This window comes from bacterium, assembly GCA_013360195.1.
Classification (GTDB): domain Bacteria; phylum Electryoneota; class RPQS01; order RPQS01; family RPQS01; genus JABWCQ01.
Genome location: JABWCQ010000002.1, coordinates 74323 through 92749, shown reverse-complemented (window position 1 = coordinate 92749; position 18427 = coordinate 74323). Strand labels below are relative to the sequence as shown.

General features: G+C 48.3%; 20 protein-coding genes. All 20 read right to left on the bottom strand.

The features are described 5' to 3' along the window. Positions 1-4 precede the first annotated feature (4 nt). The 20 genes from gatB to HUU59_01580 all read right to left on the bottom strand — a co-directional run bounded on the left by gatB (position 5) and on the right by HUU59_01580 (position 18409). Positions 5-1438: an Asp-tRNA(Asn)/Glu-tRNA(Gln) amidotransferase subunit GatB gene (gene gatB / locus HUU59_01675; GenBank protein ID NUO18146.1), complete on the bottom strand. Its 1434-nt coding sequence runs from the start codon at positions 1436-1438 to the stop codon at positions 5-7. Further along, entirely contained in the window at positions 1435-2859 is a 1425-nt protein-coding gene (gene gatA, locus HUU59_01670) for an Asp-tRNA(Asn)/Glu-tRNA(Gln) amidotransferase subunit GatA (GenBank protein NUO18145.1), read from the bottom strand. The genes gatB and gatA overlap by 4 nt, the downstream gene beginning before the upstream one ends. Continuing rightward, on the bottom strand, positions 2789-3058 hold the full coding sequence (locus tag HUU59_01665) for a twin-arginine translocase TatA/TatE family subunit (protein ID NUO18144.1): 270 nt from the start codon (positions 3056-3058) through the stop codon (positions 2789-2791). The genes gatA and HUU59_01665 overlap by 71 nt, the downstream gene beginning before the upstream one ends. A gap of 6 nt (positions 3059-3064) precedes the next feature. Then, positions 3065-3775 carry a phosphoribosylformylglycinamidine synthase subunit PurQ gene (gene purQ / locus HUU59_01660; protein ID NUO18143.1) on the bottom strand — a complete coding sequence of 237 codons (711 nt, stop codon included), beginning with the start codon at positions 3773-3775 and terminating at the stop codon, positions 3065-3067. Then, positions 3772-4023: a phosphoribosylformylglycinamidine synthase subunit PurS gene (gene purS, locus HUU59_01655; protein NUO18142.1), complete on the bottom strand. Its 252-nt coding sequence runs from the start codon at positions 4021-4023 to the stop codon at positions 3772-3774. Before purS ends, purQ begins: the two co-directional genes overlap by 4 nt. Beyond that, a complete protein-coding gene (gene pssA, locus HUU59_01650; protein ID NUO18141.1) occupies positions 4008-4751 on the bottom strand; it encodes a CDP-diacylglycerol--serine O-phosphatidyltransferase in 744 nt (247 codons plus the stop codon). The genes purS and pssA overlap by 16 nt, the downstream gene beginning before the upstream one ends. Before the next feature lie 21 nt (positions 4752-4772). Further along, positions 4773-5405 carry a phosphatidylserine decarboxylase family protein gene (locus tag HUU59_01645; protein ID NUO18140.1) on the bottom strand — a complete coding sequence of 211 codons (633 nt, stop codon included), beginning with the start codon at positions 5403-5405 and terminating at the stop codon, positions 4773-4775. 2 nt (positions 5406-5407) lie between these two features. Further along, on the bottom strand, positions 5408-6124 hold the full coding sequence (locus HUU59_01640; protein ID NUO18139.1) for a phosphoribosylaminoimidazolesuccinocarboxamide synthase: 717 nt from the start codon (positions 6122-6124) through the stop codon (positions 5408-5410). Between the two features lie 11 nt (positions 6125-6135). Next, the gene (locus HUU59_01635) at positions 6136-7407 is read right to left on the bottom strand and encodes an adenylosuccinate lyase (GenBank protein NUO18138.1); all 1272 of its coding nucleotides are present in this window, start codon (positions 7405-7407) and stop codon (positions 6136-6138) included. A 23-nt stretch (positions 7408-7430) separates the two neighbouring features. Continuing rightward, positions 7431-8690, bottom strand: a complete 1260-nt coding sequence (locus HUU59_01630; GenBank protein ID NUO18137.1) for a trypsin-like peptidase domain-containing protein — start codon at positions 8688-8690, stop codon at positions 7431-7433. 13 nt (positions 8691-8703) lie between these two features. Further along, on the bottom strand, positions 8704-9504 hold the full coding sequence (gene truA / locus HUU59_01625; GenBank protein ID NUO18136.1) for a tRNA pseudouridine(38-40) synthase TruA: 801 nt from the start codon (positions 9502-9504) through the stop codon (positions 8704-8706). Further along, positions 9480-10064 (bottom strand): hypothetical protein, encoded by a 585-nt coding sequence (locus HUU59_01620; GenBank protein ID NUO18135.1) that lies wholly within the window; start codon positions 10062-10064, stop codon positions 9480-9482. The genes truA and HUU59_01620 overlap by 25 nt, the downstream gene beginning before the upstream one ends. A gap of 192 nt (positions 10065-10256) precedes the next feature. Further along, positions 10257-10655 carry a nucleoside-diphosphate kinase gene (gene ndk / locus HUU59_01615; protein ID NUO18134.1) on the bottom strand — a complete coding sequence of 133 codons (399 nt, stop codon included), beginning with the start codon at positions 10653-10655 and terminating at the stop codon, positions 10257-10259. Between the two features lie 12 nt (positions 10656-10667). Continuing rightward, complete coding sequence (sucD, locus tag HUU59_01610; protein ID NUO18133.1) at positions 10668-11543, bottom strand: succinate--CoA ligase subunit alpha; 876 nt, start codon at positions 11541-11543, stop codon at positions 10668-10670. 1 nt (position 11544) lies between these two features. Further along, positions 11545-12708, bottom strand: a complete 1164-nt coding sequence (sucC, locus tag HUU59_01605) for an ADP-forming succinate--CoA ligase subunit beta (GenBank protein ID NUO18132.1) — start codon at positions 12706-12708, stop codon at positions 11545-11547. Positions 12709-12729: 21 nt separating this feature from the next. Further along, complete coding sequence (locus tag HUU59_01600; protein ID NUO18131.1) at positions 12730-13689, bottom strand: carbamate kinase; 960 nt, start codon at positions 13687-13689, stop codon at positions 12730-12732. A gap of 54 nt (positions 13690-13743) precedes the next feature. Next, complete coding sequence (locus HUU59_01595; GenBank protein NUO18130.1) at positions 13744-15741, bottom strand: ABC-F family ATP-binding cassette domain-containing protein; 1998 nt, start codon at positions 15739-15741, stop codon at positions 13744-13746. Beyond that, positions 15738-17456 (bottom strand): lamin tail domain-containing protein, encoded by a 1719-nt coding sequence (locus HUU59_01590; protein NUO18129.1) that lies wholly within the window; start codon positions 17454-17456, stop codon positions 15738-15740. The genes HUU59_01595 and HUU59_01590 overlap by 4 nt, the downstream gene beginning before the upstream one ends. After that, complete coding sequence (locus tag HUU59_01585) at positions 17428-17730, bottom strand: YraN family protein (protein NUO18128.1); 303 nt, start codon at positions 17728-17730, stop codon at positions 17428-17430. Before HUU59_01585 ends, HUU59_01590 begins: the two co-directional genes overlap by 29 nt. Positions 17731-17803: 73 nt before the next feature. Further along, positions 17804-18409, bottom strand: a complete 606-nt coding sequence (locus tag HUU59_01580; GenBank protein NUO18127.1) for a ribonuclease HII — start codon at positions 18407-18409, stop codon at positions 17804-17806. Between the last annotated feature and the right edge of the window lie 18 nt (positions 18410-18427).

Here is an 18427-nt window from a genome sequence, read left to right as displayed (position 1 = left end):
GGAACTATTCCGTTAATTCAAGGACGGACATTAAGGTGGCCTTGGCTATGACAGGATCTGCCTGACCATGAGTTTCTTGCATTATCTGGCCCATAAAGAAGCCAATCATCTTTGTTTTTCCCTGGCGATATTTTTGAAGCTCAATGGGGTGTTGATCGACAATTTGTCGAACAATACTTGACAATTCATTGCTGTCACTAATTCTCGTGACACCAAGGTTTTCGATCAGCATTTCTACTGATGACTCGTCCTCAAGCATTCTTCTGAGTAAGTCCTTTCCTGTCGACCGATTTATTCGACCCGACTCAACAGCATCGATCAAACTTCCCAATCTTTGCGGTGTTATTGGAAACTCAGAGATGGAGATATTCCTTTCCTTCAGAATCCGTTGTACATCGCCCTGCACCCATGATGCGACATTAATTGCAGATCTTCCATTCTCAAGCAACGATTCGAAGTACCTGTTCAATCCCCTATCTGATGCAATTAGATAAACAGCTTCGTCATTTAATCCCCATTCGCGGTACTTCTTTCTCAAAGCTCCCGGCAATACTGGCATCTCCGAGTAAATTCTTTGCAATTGGCTTTCATCAAGCACTAACTCAGGCAAATCTGACTCCGGGAAATAGCGGTAATCGTCAGCACCCTCTTTCGTTCGCATTGGATAGAGCTTTTCCTCTTGTTCATTCCAGTGCAAAGTCTGACGGTGCACTCTGCCACCGCTTTCATAGATTTCAATCTGACGCCGAGCTTCTGCCTCGATAGCCTTCTCGACACCACGAATTGAATTCAGATTTTTCATCTCGCAACGCTCGCGCAGATTCTTTTCGCCGATGCGTCGAACGGAGACATTTGCATCACAGCGCAACGACCCCTCATCCATGTTTCCATCACACACGTCAATGAATCGAAGAAGTTCGCGCAGAGTCGACAAGTATGCTCCTGCTTCGGATGCAGAACAAAAGTCAGGTTCTGTGACAATTTCAACAAGTGGAACACCGCATCGATTAAGGTCTACTATCGAAGAACCATCATCCAGGTGCATTGACTTGCCTGCGTCCTCTTCAAGGTGCGCTCTAGTGATGTTTATCCTTTTTGATCCGCTTGCAAGTGCAATCTCTACAAATCCACCAGTTGCTATCGGAAATTCAAATTGCGATATCTGATAGCCTTTTGGAAGATCAGGATAAAAGTAGTTCTTTCGATCAAACCGTGACCGGAAATGAACGGTCGCACCAATGGCTTTGGCGAGCTTTACTGCTTTTTCGACTGCATCCCTGGATAGCACGGGTAACGCACCGGGTGCACCAAGGCAAACAGGGCACACAAGAGTATTGGGCGGAGCGCCGTAGCGGTTTAAGCAACGGCAAAATGCCTTCGTCCTTGTATTTAGCTGGGCATGAACCTCCAGTCCGGCAACTATCTCGTAATGACTCATTGCTTGGGCCGAATGCTCTCGATGAGTTTGCCCGTGGAAAGAAGGAGTTCCTCGCAAAAGTAGTTTGCCATCAGCTGAATGCCAATTGGAAGTCCCTTGCCGTCCTTAGACCATGGAACCGAGACAGCGGGAATACCTGCTAAACTAGCGGGGACTGTGAAAATGTCAGACAAGTACATAGACAGCGGGTCATCAAGCTTTTCTCCTTGATAGAACGCCGTTGTAGGGGTTGTGGGAGTTAAAAGTACATCGACGCTTTGAAGTGCATGTGACAACTCTTTGGCAATTTTGGCTCGAACTCGCAATGCCGTCATATAGTAGGAATCGTAGAAACCAGAAGACAACACGTACGTTCCTAACATGATACGGCGCCTGACTTCGGCGCCAAACCCACACTCGCGCGTTAAGTCATAGACAGAAGCTAAATCTGTTGCTTCAGGGTGCCTGTAGCCGTAACGAACGCCATCAAATCTTGCCAAATTTGAGCTTGCTTCGGCCGGCGCGACTATATAGTACACTGGGATTGAGTATCCAAGGCTAGGAAGCTGAAGTTCAATAATTTCATGTCCATTGGCAGTTAGACGAGAAATGCAATCCCTTAGGGAAGATACTACCTCCAATTCCAATGCATCATGTTCAACAAAATCACGAATCACCCCAATCCTAAGTTTGCGTTTTGTCTCACTTAATTCCTTGGTTATCGGTACGTCAGTATTCTTGGTGGTTGCATCTCGCGGGTCAGCTCCGGCAATCACGCGAAAGACATCGTACAAGTCGCTGCAATTTCTTGCAAAAGGAGAAATCTGGTCGAGACTTGAGCCAAACGCTACTAATCCGTATCTTGACACTCTCCCGTATGTTGGTTTCAATCCGCAGATGCCGCAGAACGAGGCTGGTTGGCGAACGCTTCCGCCGGTTTCGCTGCCAAGTGAGACATGACATATCCCGGCTGAGACAGCGACCGCACTTCCTCCTGACGAACCTCCGGGAACCCTGGATGGATCGAATGGATTCGATACTGGACCAAATGCAGAGTTCTCATTCGAGGAACCCATTGCAAATTCGTCAAGGTTTGTTTTGGCAAGCACCACGGCACCCGCCGCTTCGAGTCTTTCTATTGCCGTTGCTGAAAAAGTAGAAAGATGCTTGCCAAGTATTCTAGAACCGCACGTTAACGGAACACCCTTGACCGAAATGTTGTCTTTCACGGCAACAATGAACCCGCCGAGCGGAAGATGCTCACCATTGGCCAACTTCTCGGACACTTCAACGGAAGATTGAAGAGCGCGCTCGTCAAGCAATGTCAGGAAGGCACCTAAGGTACCCAGCTCCCGCGCGGTCGCAAGTGACTTACTGACTATGTTTGGCAATCGGCGGGGATTCTGACGAATCTCCGAGGGACTGGGAAGCCGTTGAAGCATTCTTGTCTTTTATTGGTGTCTTGCCAGCATCATTGAACTTGGCTGGACCGGTAACTTCTCGCTTAATCTCAATATACGATCGCCTTAACTCAGAGATGCCTCGTCCCAGCTGTCGTGCAGTGTCCGGTAATCGTTTGCCCCCGAAAAGAAGCAGGACAACGAGCAGCACGAGAAGTAATTCACTAGCTCCCAGTCCCATTTTTCATCACAGTCTAATCAAAGAGTTGCCAACCGCGGCTTCGGCAAGAGATCTGAGCAATGGCAAGCCGTCCGTGGAACCGAGAATAGCTTCCGAAGCGCGATCTGGATGGGGCATCATTCCGAGTACATTTCCAGAGTCATTCACTATTCCAGCAATGCTCCGCAGACTTCCATTGGGATTTCCGTCAGGAGAATCGCTTCTCGCAGGACCACAATACGTGAAAACAATCCGTTTATCCGATAACAATCGCTCAATTGTGCTTGATTCTGCAGTGAAATTCCCTTCGGCATGTGCAATCGGCATTCGTACGATTTGACCTGTCCAGTAACTTCGCGTAAAAATCGAATCAGAGTTTTCCACTTTCATCTCAACCCATCTTGAGATGAATCTAAGATTTCTATTTAACATCAAAGCGCCGGGCAATAGTCCGGCCTCGCAAAGTATTTGAAATCCGTTGCATATGCCAAGAACAGGCCCTCCCTCCTCGGCGAAGCGGCGTATCGCAGTCATTATGGGCGAGATTTTCGCTAATGCACCCGCGCGTAAATAGTCCCCGTAAGAGAAACCGCCAGGGATTAATACTCCGGTGAACCCGTCAAGACTAGTTTCTTTGTGAAATACCAATTCCGCAGGCGACCCAACAATGTTGCGCAAAACGTGCAGGCAGTCCCGATCGCAGTTGGAGCCGGGGAAAGTAATGACGGCAATACTCACTTTATCTCTATCTCATATGATTCAATGACAGGATTTGACAACAATTTGTCTGAGATCTCTGTGAGCATACGTACACCTTCATCATGAGCTACCTCGCCAAGCTCAAACTCAATTACCTTGCCAACTCTTACGTTACTTATTTGGGAGTAACCACGTTGCTCCAGTAACTGATGAATCGCCTGACCCTGCGGATCAAGGACATCCTCCCTAAGTTTGACATATACTTTCGCGTTCACGGCTTTTTCCATCCTGTATTTAGCGATTCTGTTGCCTCATCATCCTCCAAGACATGAATGTGTCGTCTTATGTGCAAGAATCCAAATGTCAGAGATAGGAGGCACAAGAGGACCACGACGGGAAATGCGAATAGTGGCGGATTAATGACGCCAACAGCAATTGAGCCAGCAAGTACGACCAGCTTTGCCGTGTTCTTGCCCTGCTCGCGTAGTGAAAATCGCGGCAGACCTGCAAAGGGCAGTTTACTAATCATTAAGACAGATGTGAGAATCAATAAGCTAGTCAGGACTTGCACATACATTACCTCGTCCCAAATTGCATAATTCATCAATATGTACGTGGAGACTAAGCACGCATGCAAAGGAGACGTTAGTCCTTCGTAACCCGGTGATCGCGACGCCGCACGAACATTGAATCTAGCTAATCTGTAGGCCGCAGCAAGTACAGGAATTGTGCAGACAATCATGCCATATTCCGATTGGTCTCGAAATGCAGCAGAATAACAAAGTAGTGATGGGGCTACTCCCATTGACACTACGTCTGCCAAAGAATCAAACTGAAGCCCAAGTGGTGATGACGCTCCAAAGAATCTTGCTGCTTTTCCATCAAACGCGTCCATTACAACGGCAAGCGCAATAAGCCATGCTGCTCCGACAATGTGACCATCGACAGAAAGCATCATTGACGTGAAACCGAATACAAGATTCAGCGAAGTTAATATGTTTGCGAGATGCCGCAAGAATTCTCCTAATGAATCTGGTTAACTTTCGAACAATGCCACAACTGTTTCGCCAGCCTTGACTCGGTCTCCATTCCGGACGCAGATCTTCGCAGTTGCAGGTAGTATGAGTTCCATTCTGGATCCAAAATATATGAGTCCATACCTGTCACCTGTCTTTAGCACATCGCCTTTGGTAATCCTGCAGCTTATCTTCCGGGCGACAAGCCCGGAAAGTTGGGTAAAACTCACCAAACCGTGAGCAGTTTCCAGCAAGACTTCGACTCGCTCATTTCCTTTGATTCCGGCGGCGGAATTCGCATGCAGATAGGTGCCCGGAGTCCTCTTTACGTCCTTCACAACTCCTGCATAAGGTGACCTATTTACGTGCACGTCGAAAACGGAGAGAAACACAGCAATCAACCGTTGACCATCCATTAAGACTTGTGCATCAACCACAACTCCGTCAGCAGGAGATACAACTGAGTTGTCATTTACAGGTGGATACCGCTCCGGATCGCGAAAAAAAAGTAGAACACCAACCGCAAGTACGATCGCGGAAAAACCAATGACACCTAGCAAAGTGCCTTGAGTCACCGCATTCAAGGCGATCAATGCCGAACCGATAATGGCTACCGGTATTACAATCGGCCATGCTTCGCGTGCAAACTTCATTGTTAAGTTGCGCTTGTCAGCCGTTCTAGTAGTTCTCTGTATGCGCGTTCAACTCCGGCCTGGTCCTGCAGAGCGCGATCACGATCAAGCTTTCGATTCGTTTTCCTATCCCAGACCCGAATAGTGTCAGCCGTCAATTCATCGCCTATGCACAAATGATCACCGGCGTCGCCAAACTCAAGTTCAAACTCGACCAGAAGAAGTCCGCGCCTTTCAAACAGAGATTTCAGAACAGCGTTGGTTTTAGTTGCAATTCGCTGCATAGTTCTCAAATCATCGGAGCGGCCATATCCAAGCGCGACGGCATGACTTTCGTTGACCATCGGGTTATTAAGCGCGGGATCCTTCAGAAAGTACTCAACAACTGGGTAGTCAAGTGGACGACCGTCATCAAGTCGAAATCTCCGTGCAAACTCACCCGTAGCAACATTATATACTATTGCCTTGATGTCAAACATCTCAACTCGACGCACGGCCATGTCTGTGGAGGATTGGCGTTCGACAAAGTGTGTCGGGACATGATAATTCTCTAAGTATTGAAAAAGAAAGCTAGATACACCACAATTGATCTCACCCTTACCGGCGAACGATGTCTTGCGTGTGTCTCTAGGATTTCCCGCTTCGTCTGTGAACTCCAGAATCGCATAACTTGGCCGATTCGTGGCGAACAGCTTTTTGGACGTGCCCTGAACCAAAAGTTCAAGTTTTTCAAGGTTCATCTAAGCCTCTGCTATTCCGCGATACCTAGTCGCTTCAAAATGCGATCCGCCATGTCGTAGTTAGGTTCCAGCTGTACCAATTTTTCTATGGTCTCGGTGCCTAATGCGTTCACCACAGAATTGACTTTACAGAGAACCTCGTGCATTGGCCGTTTCTGCGTGATCGAAGCTTGCGCTGAGCGCTGCACAACGGCGTATGCGTCTTCACGAAGCCAGCCTTTCTCAATCAGCGCATGTAATACCTTCTCGGATGCAAGTGCACCGTGTGTCGCATCCAGTGTCCTTGCGAGTTGTTCAACATCCACTTCCAGTCCATCGATCACTTTAAGTAGGAGATGTAGCATATAATCAAGCACTATACATGCGTCAGGAAAAACAACTCGTTCAGTTGAAGAATGGGAAATGTCCCGTTCATGCCACAATGCGATGTTCTCCAATCCGACAATTGCATACCCGCGCAACATCCTTGCCATTCCTGTAAGACGCTCGCTCAATATTGGATTCCGTTTATGCGGCATTGCAGACGAGCCTTTTTGATTTGCCCCAAACGGCTCAAAAGCTTCACTGACTTCCGTGCGCTGAAGGTGTCGAATCTCAACCGCTACTTTTTCAATCGTACCACCAATAAGTGCGCAAAGACCTAGAAATTCTGCGTGCAAGTCGCGACTTACAACTTGAGTAGAAATCGGTGCTGCCGAAATTCCCAGTACTTCCATGACCCGCTCTTCCATCTGCGGATCCGTATGGCCGTAGTTTCCTACAGCACCTGATAGCTTTCCAACAACAACTCTGGCCATGGTCTCACGCAATCTTGTTTCATGCCGTGAGAACTCATCCGCCCAGAGCGCAAACTTGAGCCCGAACACCGTCGGTTCCGCGTGTATCCCATGAGTTCTGCCCACGGTAGGCGTTCGTCTGAATTCCAGTGCGCGCCGCCGGAGGACTATTTGCAAGGCAACTATGTCCTCGAGAAGAAGGATGCCAGCACTCTTGATTTGCAGAGCGAACGCGGTGTCAACTATATCTGAAGATGTAAGACCAAGGTGAATGAATCGCGAATTGTCTCCAACATATCTGGCAACTACGGTAAGAAAAGCAATGACATCATGATGAACTTCGGACTCTACTTCGTGAATTTCTTCAAGGGTGTAACGCGCAGACTCCGCAATCTGGCTTACGATTTCAGCGTCAACTTCCCCTCTCTCTGCACGAACCTGCAGCGCAGCAAGCTCAACTCGCAGCCAACTCTCGTATCTTGCGTTCTCTGTCCAAATTGATGCCATCGGCTCTCGAGAATATCGCGTTATCATCCTGGTATATAAGTTCTTATCTTTGGAATAGGAATCAACTCAACTTCCTTGGTCATGATCTTTCCCCGTCGGCTCACTTGAAAGGTCAATTTATCACCAACGCGCAAGTCCGTATTATTCATAAAGTCCTTAGCGTCCTGCGAATTGCGGATTTCGCGATTGTTAATTGACAATATCACGTCTTCGACCTTTATGTCTGCGCGGTCAGCCGGACTTCCGGGATCAACTCCGGTAACAACAGCTCCCCGATTCTCGGCTAGATTCAGCATTTTCCACATGACTCCGCGAAGATCATTAGCTCGAATTCCAAGCCAATAGTTTCTGTCCACACCACCCTTAACCAGATCTTCGATCGCGTTCACAATGCGATTAGACGGAATCGCAAAACCAATTCCTACTGATCCACCAGTTTCGGTGAAAATCAGGGAGTTCATTCCAATGGCTCGGCCTTCCGCATCAATTAGCGGTCCACCAGAGTTTCCGCGATTGATCGCGGCATCTGTCTGAATCATGTCTGTATACAGCCGACCATCCGAGTCGCGTTCAAAGTCTCTATTAAGAGCTGAGATTACGCCAACTGCTACTGAAGGCTGATCATTCACATCAAACAATCCATATGGATTTCCAATCGCCACGACCCATTCGCCGACAATCGCCTCATCGCTGTTTGCCCATTCTATGAATGGGAGATTCGTGTCCTCAATCTTGAGCAGCGCCATATCCAGAAGCTCGTCAGTACCAACAATCTTTGCCGTGTATTTGTTTCCTGCCGTTGTCGTTACGGTCACAGAAGTGGCGTTCTTCACGACATGCTCATTTGTTACAATAAAGCCATCTGGCGATACAATAAATCCTGAACCAAGACCGGACGCTTGTTTGCGAACTGTCCGCGGCCAGTATCGCTCATCCAGAAACATTCGAAACAAAGGATCTCTTGGTACAAACGGATTTTGCACCTCTGTCACTTGATCGACACTGATTCCTACAACTGCGTCCGATGTACGCGCTATCGCTCGTGTTAGTGCGTTTTCCCGAGAGTTGAATATTCTCTCTTGAATGTCAGGTGGACTGTCCATAACGTCGCCACTACGTACAGTTCCCATGCCGGACTCGACTGATAGAAGCCACTGAAGACTGTCCAACTTCAGTGACAGCTCAGTGATAGCGCTCTTGTGTTCCAAATCACGTTGAACAACCCACAATACAACTGCACCGGCAATCAGCCCAACGACGAAAAACTGAATGAACTTATTCAAATTGGTCCGTTGTTTAGAAATCGGGCCACTCACGGTATGCAATCCTTGAAAGAGTAAGACCGCTTGGGGGGGCTTTGGTACCGGCGAATCTGTTGTCCATGGATTTCATGATCTTATCAAAATCCAACATATTCTCGCGGCCAGAAGCAATGTCAATCATAGTCCCAACAAGCATACGCACCATGCCGTGGACATAACGGGAGGCATCGATTTCGTACTGAAGAAGATCCCCCACTTGACGCCACTCCGACCGATAGACAGTGCACTCATAATTATGCTTCTCGGTAGGACTCTCGTGTGCAAATGCCGTAAAATTGTGATTCCCAATGATCACTCCGGCAAGACTACAAAGACGTGGAGTGTCAACCTGCTTGAAATACTGCCATACAAACTGCCGCCCAATGGCTACGGGAACTTGCGCAATTTGATAGCGGTAAGCACGCCACTTTGCTGAAAAACGTGCGTGAAATCCTGCGTCGACCTCCTCCGCGTGAACAATACGAATATCAGGAGGGAGAGTCACATTGCAAGCTCTGACAATAGAGCTTGGCTTTCGCCATTTGGCTGAATCAAAATGCACAACTTGCCTTTCCGCATGGACACCGGCATCGGTTCTACTCGAAGTGATAACTCTCACTTTCGAGCAAAAAAGAATTTCCAGTGCATCCTCTAGGCATTTTTGAACTGTCCTTTTGCGCGGCTGCCACTGCATTCCGCTGAACTCAGTTCCATCATACTGTAAATCAAGCCGGTAGCGGTACTTGTCACCGCTCCTGACCAATTTGTCGGCTAGTTCAATAGGGTGTATAGGCACGATGCGCAAAAGAAAATTGCCGCAAAGATCCCTGTACCATTCGAATCCAATTGTCTTGTGGGAAATCTAGCGGCGGGTGTAAAACCTCTTGACCACAAAACAATGGCCACAGTTGCTGCAAAATCAATCGCGAAGCGCAGCATGGCTATCAACTCCTGCCTGAACGCGTTGACACGAAATGCGGAAACTCGCCCACTATTGATACCGCGAATTTCCCTGGCCAATTGACGAAGCCGTGCATGTTCCTGTATCTGTGGGAGAAGCGCGAGTGAAATCAGCGTCACATGACTTGTGCTGTTTGCCAGTTGTGGTCCAAGAATGGGTCTCAAACGTCGCAGCACTGATTCTGCATAAACGGCAGGTGAATGCTTGGAAAGCACAAGCACCGACATTGCAATAAGCAACAAAATTCGAAGCAGAAAGAAGGTTGTTTCAGTTGATGCCGTACCTAAATCCAACTCTGTGCGAGCAATGACGAGATCGTTTATGATTCTGAATCCTAAGTGGAATCCAGTTGCCAACAATAGAAGAGTCCACGCTGCTCGCAATCCCTTAGCCAATCGATTTGCGCTAACACCCAGGCAGATGTAAGATAGACTGCAAACAATTACTAAAACGGCCAAGTCTTCCCATGAGTTGCTCGCAGTTGCACTCACAAAGAATGCAGTAGTACAAACCAGCAAAACGCAAGGTGTGAGCCTGGCCTTACAGGCTATCGATCCTACTCTTTGCAATGACTAAGTTAGAGATAATTACAAGAAAAAGAAGTCGGTTTCACGCACTCCATTTTCCGGTGAATCTGAACCATGGACAGCGTTTGCCTCTATACTTGTTCCGTACAATTTTCTAATCGTGCCATCAGCGGCTTTTTGCGGATCAGTAGATCCTATGACCGTACGCCAGTGATTTACAGCATCAATACGTTCGAGTCTGCCTACCACGACAGGACCGCTTGTCATATAACGTACCAGGTCGGCGAAGAACGGCCGCTCCTTGTGAATTGCATAAAACTCCTGGGCTTGGTCCGCAGTAAGCTGAACATACCTTAAACCGGTGATTTGAAAACCTTCCTTCTCAACCCGAGCAACGATGTCACCAATATGCCTTGCCGCTACAGCGTCCGGCTTAATAATCATCAACGTACGTTCCATCATTTGAAGAGACTACCTTCCAAGTACTTTTTCCATTGTTGCGCCGATATCGGCTGGTGAACTAGACATGTGAATTCCGGCTCTCTCCATTGCCGTGATCTTTTCTTTCGCTGTGCCTTTGCCACCAGCGATGATCGCACCTGCATGACCCATGCGGCGGCCGGGAGGAGCAGTTTGCCCTGCAATGAAGCCTACTACTGGCTTCTTGAACTCGCTCTTAATGTATTCTGCTGCTTCTTCCTCCGCCGAACCGCCAATCTCTCCGATCATTACGACAGCATTGGTTTCCGAATCAGCATTGAAAAGTTTAAGTACATCGAGGAAATTAGTACCAGGCACGGGGTCACCGCCAATGCCCACACACGTTGACTGACCAATGTTTCTGTCACTCAACTGCTTAACTGCCTCATACGTCAGGGTACCGCTTCGTGATATCAGACCGCATTTCCCTTCCTTATGAATAAATGCCGGCATTATCCCCATTTTCCCAACGCCGGGCGTTATGATTCCCGGGCAGTTTGGTCCTATGAGTCTGGTATTTGATCCATGCAGAGCACGCTTCACTGTAACCATATCGCGCACCGGCACTCCTTCAGTGATTGCCACCACGAGTCCAAGCCCAGCATCTATCGCCTCCAGAATCGCATCCGCTGCAAACAACGGAGGAACAAAAATTACGGAGGCATTTGCACCCTCCCTTTCGACCGCTTCTCGAACCGTATTATACACTGGAATTTGTTCGTTAACAACAGTTCCGCCTTTGCCCGGAGTCACTCCTGCTACGATCGATGTACTGTATTCCAGCATTTGCTGTGTGTGGAAGGAGCCTTCAGAACCTGTAACTCCTTGCACAACCACACGTGTATTCTTGTTCAATAAAATGCTCATTCTATATACCTTTCACCGCCGAGCAGGCTTTCATTGCTGCATCGGTCAAGTCCTTTGCGGCCAGCAAGTTTAGTCCTGACTCCGACAACATTTTCTGAGCGACATCTGAGTTGTTGCCTTCAAGCCTCACTACAACTGGCACGTGAACATGCTCCGATTTGGTTGCCTCAATGACTCCTGCCGCAACCCGGTCACAACGAACGATTCCACCGAAAATGTTTATGAGGATGGCTTTGACATTCTTGTCAGTTAGAATTATTTTGAACGCCGCGGATACTGATTGGGCGTTTGCGCCGCCGCCTACATCAAGGAAATTTGCAGGTTCTCCGCCGTGCAATTTTATGATATCCATGGTCGCCATCGCGAGACCTGCGCCATTGACCATGCACCCAATGTTTCCGTCCAGTTTGATGAAATTCAAGTTGGACTTTGAAGCCTCTATTTCAGCGGGATCTTCCTCGGCTAAGTCCCTTAACTCCGCATACTCAGGATGGCGGTCAAGAGCGTTATCATCAAACGTTACCTTTGCGTCCAGCGCAACGATCTGGTCACCTGATAGTATAAGCGGATTAATCTCCACTAAACTGCAATCTGCCGAACAATAAGCCTTGTATAACTTTTCAAAACATGAGATTGCGGCCTTCATCGCCGCGCCACTTAAGCCCAGGGCAAACGCAAGCCGTCGCGCATGGAAAGGTTGAAAACCAGAGACTGGATCAATAGTGACCTTGACAATTTTATCAGGCGCCCTTGCCGCCACCTCTTCAATGTCCATCCCACCTTCAGTAGACACCATGAACACATCCTTGGACTGTGCACGATCGAGGAGAATTCCTGCATAGAACTCTCGGTCAATCTTCATGCCTTGCTCAATAAGCAGTCTCTGAACCTTTTGCCCCTTGGGACCTGTTTGATGTGTTACGAGTTGCATGCCGAGAATCTGGGCGGCATAGTTCCTCAATTCCTCCGGACTTTTCGCAAGCTTAACACCACCGCCTTTGCCTCTTCCGCCAGCATGAATTTGTGCTTTTACTACTACTGGAAAACTCCCAAGAGAGAGCCCTGCTTTCTGTGCCTCATCGACTGTAAATGCCGGAAATCCTTGAGGCACAGGCACACCGTAGCTCGAAAGGATCTTCTTCGCTTGATACTCGTGAATCTTCATTAGCTAATATCAGTTTGTATTTCAATTGGGATAGATCCAAGTGCCGGATTTCCCATCTAGACTTTCAACAAATTTGTCCAAGTCACAAATCAGTACTCGTTCGCCGCCCTCGCGCAGAAACTTTATCGCGGCTTCTACTTTCGGCCCCATGCTGCCGTCCGGGAAGTGTCCCTCATTGTAATATCGCTGTGCTTCATCTGCAGTAAGCTGCGTCAAGTCTTGCTGCTCTGTACTACCGTAATTGAGCGAAACGTACTCAGCAGCGGTAACAATAAAAAGGTCCTGCGCCTGAATATCCCGGGCCAGAACTGCGGATGCACGATCCTTGTCGATAACTGCGTCAACTCCCTCAAGCCACCCATCCGGCTCGCGATAAACAGGAATACCGCCGCCGCCAGCGGCAATTACGACCTTACCGCTGTGGACCAGTTCACGAATTACGTTTCGATTTAGAATTTCAAGTGGCATTGGACTGCCCACTACTCGGCGGTAACCCCTTTGCCCGGATTTCTTCACAATCCAACCTTGGCTTGTTTTCAAATTTGCTTCTTCTTCAGAATAAAATTGTCCTACAAACTTGGTTGGATTCGCCAAAGCTGGATCTGAGGGGTCAACTAATACTTGAGAGACAATCGTAACAACCTCAATTTGACCATATCCGCAGCGGAGGAATACGTTTTGAAGGCACTGCTCAATCATGTACCCCATTCCACCCTCTGTATCTGCTACAATCACCCCGAGAGGAAGTTCAGGAGCCCGCCCGGCAGACAACTCAACTCTTAACAATGCGTTACCCACTTGCGGTCCGTTTCCATGAGTCACGGCCAAGCGGTATCCTCTGTGGAGCAATTCGGCAACCCCTTTGAGAGCGCTCCTTGAATGTCTGAATTGATTTGCAATTGTATCTTCTTCGTCGGGCGACGAGATTGCATTTCCGCCCAACGCAACGACGGCTATCCGTGATTCTTCCGCTCTTGCCATGCTACCGGCTTTAGTTGTGGTAAATATTTAATATAGCACCGTTCTCGGGCATTGTCAAGTCTCACAAGTCCCACGCACATTTTTAAGCTCTTGATTTTTATAATCTTCGAGCGCAGCAAGCTCTTGCTCTGCCTCCTGCCAGCGCTCGAACTGCATCTGGAGCTCTTCCCTCAAAGACTTATACTCGGCTAACACACTTCCCGAGGAAGAGGGTGCTTCATAAAACGACTTGTCACTAAGCATTTCTTCAATGCACTTCTGACGAGATTCCAGCTCAATTATTCTGGATTCCGAACTGCGGCAGATTTCTCTGACAGCATTTATCTTTGCTGAATATCTGTTGCGAATCTCAGCCTCTGCTCGCCTTATGTCCTTTGCCCGTGCATTGGCCGTGATCTCGAGGTGCTGCGTCTGCTCCTTGCCTTCATACTGCTGAACACTGCTCGCATCCGTTAAATGACCTTTTCTTGCCATGAATTCACTGAAGGTGCCTGGCCAGTCCTTTGCAGCACCGTCCTCAAGTTCCACTACGCGATCCACCAGTTTGTCCAAGAAGTGACGATCGTGACTGACAACGATAAGCGTTCCACCGTAGTTTGAAAGCGCATCGAGAAGCACGTCTTGAGACGCCATGTCAAGATGATTTGTTGGTTCATCGAGTATTATGAAGTTCGCAGGACGAAGCAAAAGCTTAGCAAGAGCGAGCCGCGACTTTTCGCCGCCGGAAAGGACTCCCACACGCTTGTAAACGTCATCGCCTTGAAACAAGAAGGCCCCAAGTAAGCCCCGCAGCTCCGGCTGTGTTAATGTCCTGTTGTCTGCCTCGGCTTCCTCTAGTACTGTGGAATCGCGATTGAGCCGAGACTCCGCCTCCTGCGCAAAAAACTCGACAGAAACATTGTGGCCAAGACGTATTTCCCCGCTTGTAGGCGATTCCAACTCGGCGATTAGACGACAAAGAGTTGACTTTCCCGTGCCATTATTGCCTACGAGAGCAATCCGCTCTCCACGTCGCACGCTTAACGAGACGTCTACAAAGACACGCAAGTCGCCGTACGATTTACAGACATTCTTTAACTCAAGTACCCGGTTCCCTGAACGTGTTGCTTCGGGAAACCTGAAGCTGATTCTCTTTGACTTGGAAAGCCCTTCAATGTCTTCCAGTTTTTCCAGTCGCTTTAGTCTGCTTTGTGCCTGCGTAGCCTTGCTCGCCTTGTACCTGAATCTCTCAACAAATTTCTCTAGGTGCTTGCGCTCGGAGTCAATCTTATCCTGCTCCTTTGAAATCTGCTCTTCACGCTCCAAGCGCCCCGCTTCATACTCGGTGTAATTCCCTTGGTAAACGGTCAGTTTGCCGGCTTGAAGCTCTGCAATCTCGGTAACCATTCCGTCAAGAAAAGCGCGATCATGACTAACCAGGACAACGGCACCCTCAAAACTTCGCAAATACGTTTCGAGCCATATAACAGTTTCGAGATCTAGGTGGTTCGTCGGTTCGTCAAGCAATAGGATATCAGGATCCTGAAGAAGAATCTTGGCAAGCGCGATTCGCATTTGCCAACCACCTGAGAATTCTTCAGTTCTTCGGCCGAAATCACATTCCCTAAACCCAAGTCCAGTTAATACCGACGCAACTTTGGAATCGGCACGATACCCTTCGAGCATGTGAAATCGATGCTCCAACACCCCCACTTGTTCAAGTAAATCATGGTCTTCAGGACACTCTGATAGTCTTTGTCGGCACTCATTCAAGCTCAATTGCAGTTGTGGGATATCCGGCATTCCAAGCCAAGCCTCGTTAAACAACGTTCTGTCCTTGAATGCGACTCCGCTTTGCGGAAGGTACGCGGCAGACGTGTCACGTGTGATCTGAACTCTCCCTGTTGAAGGAGTATACTCGTTAGCTATGATTCGCAGCAATGTGCTCTTTCCTGCACCGTTCACGCCTACCAAGCCGACACGCTGCTTGCGGAAAATCGCCCAGTCAATATCTGCGAAAAGCGTTCTGCCGGGGAAAAATACACCGACGCCTTGAAGCTGTATGAGTCTCATCTTGGTCTAGCAAGAATTCCAGTAAGGCGTTCGCGGCGTGTGCCTCCTTTTCCGTCGCTCGCCTCAAGAAGCACTATGTACCGCCCAGTATTCGCTGTTTCACCGTTCTCACGTCGGCCATCCCAAATAGCTGTGAGTTCCGACCCATTGTTCTGTAACTTGACCCGGTTGATTTCCCGTCCTCGCGCGTCGAAAATCCGTGCCTCACATTCTGACGTGAATGGATCAGTCTCGTACCGAAACAGTACAACATCGTCGATTCCGTCCCCATTTGGTGTAAAAATAATAGGTGCGATCGAAAAAGTCGTTCCGCTTTCGCCAACTTGTAAGCTCTGTGAATTCTCTCTTCCAGGAGTCGAGCCAGCAGCGTCAACACAATTCGACCAGTTTGACGCCAAGTTCGCGTCGACTGCTGTTGAGATTCGCTCAATTGACACACCGGATGTACTGCTAAGCCAACTCTGTCGATAGTCTACTCTTTCGGATACACTGCCAGATGGAGAAAAAAGCGCAAGCGAGTCGCCCGTGTTGTTAAGAGTCAAGTTTCCGTCGGAGGTTACCAAAACTGAAACGTCAACCGGGATATTTTCCAGAAAAATAGAACTGTCGTTGCTAACTATTGCGAAACTTCCCGATTCCAAGATCCACTCAGGCAAGGCAATGCGTTCGTCCACGTCGGCAAAGGCAGCTCCGTCTCCAATTGACATACCGCGTGTAGAAATAGCAATTGGACCTGCTGCAACGAGCTCAATCCACTCCGCACGTCCGGGTAAAGGTGATACCTGAAGTTCGCTGAATAAAAGTCCATTCGCAACGAACTCGCTTGACACGGTCGATAGTAGAAAGTTGTTGGCTTCGTTGTCGTCCTCCTGGTCTAAAGCTGCCATGACAATTGCCAGACCTGACAGAGGCATGATAAACCTGCTTTGGACTAACAGGGTTTCCGCCTGCTGAATTGTTCCGGTTTCGGAATCGTGAATTGTGAAAAAGCTGCCTTCCAGTACTGTGTCGACTTGTATCGAAAGAACACCTGAAAGCGGGTATAGACCTGAGTTCAAGATCTCTACATTAACACTGCATATAGATTGCGGCTCAGGAAAATCAGGTATCGATTCGATCGAACCCACTTGCAAGTCAAAATCCACTGGTGTTAAACTATTACGCCTGCTTGGCGTACCGTGAAGAGAAACACCATCGCCCCAGTTAGTAGAGTCATTGGGACCCGATAACCGAATCTTCTCATCGGAGTGACCAGGTACATTTCCAATTGTGTATGCGTACGAAGATTCGAGAACGCCCAGATTCGTATACAAAGATAGCGTTTCTGAACTGCTGTTTGACAGTCCTCTGTTTCCAAATGTTGATCCGCTTAATGAAACGACAAGTGCAGACTCATCGATTAAATCGTCGTACGTTAAGCTACCTTCTGTAATGTAGTCAGGGTCTATAACCAGGACGAATTGTCGAGGACCTGCGAATAATCCGTGCCCGACATCCGCAAGTGTGTCAGTCCCGCTGCCGTCGGAGATTGTCCATCCTCGTAAGTCTACGGGAAGCGCGCTGTCATTATAGAGTTCTATGAACTCGTCAGTAGATTCGTCACCTTGCGGATCAAACATCACTTCGGAAATTGTCAGGCCGCACAGTGCAACGGGCGGAGCTGCCGTTAAAAATATGAAGGCGAAATTAACGATAAGCATTCTCAAAGTGCTCAACTTGAATCCTTTCCTTTGTCCACACGACGGACACAATATCATATCGAACGGGAAGGTCGATGTGCTCAGATCGCATGTACATACCGGTAAGCCGCTTGATTCTCTTTTGCTTATTGAATCCAACGCGAAACTCAGGCTTAAACTCTGATTCCTTTCCTGCTGATTTTACTTCGACAATTACCAGTTCGCCCTTGAAAGTGGCGATAATATCCAATTCACCGACACGACAACGCCAGTTTCTATGCAGTATTTTGTAGCCTTTGCCACGAAGCATCTGGACCGCAGCGTTTTCTCCGCATTGACCGCGCTTCGCAACGTCTGGTGCGGAGCCGTTACTTGGCGAAAGATTAAAGTAGCTCTTTAACGCCTTTAAAAGTCTTTCTGTGAATCGGACACGGCCCATGCTTAATTAGCGCCTTTCTATGAAACTCTGTAGGATATCCGAAGTGCCTCCCGAATCCATATTCGGGAAACTGTCGATCATACTCAAGCATCAAACGATCCCGGATAACCTTCGCAACAATAGATGCAGCTGAAATCGTCGACACTTTCGAATCACCCTTTACGATTGCATGGCTTTGAATAAATTCGGGTAGCGTATCTCTGCCATCTATTAGAATTGCATCCGGTATCACATCCAACTTGCGAACTGCATCTGACATCGCTTTAAGTGATGCGACTCTAATATTTAGGTTATCAATCTCCGCTGAAGAGACAATTGAGAAAGAGTAACAAAGATTCGTGATTATCTCCTCATAGGTTTCTTCTCTGCGTGCCTGTGAAACCGACTTGGAATCCCTGCATTTCCATATTGTCGAACAGTCGGAGAATACAACCGCAGCTGCGACAACTGGCCCGGCCAAAGGGCCGCGACCCGCTTCATCGCAGCCTATGATTGTAAAATGCCCGGACTTGATGTATTCAAACTCAACGGCACATTTAGAATAGAGCATGATTTGATTCTGGCCTTG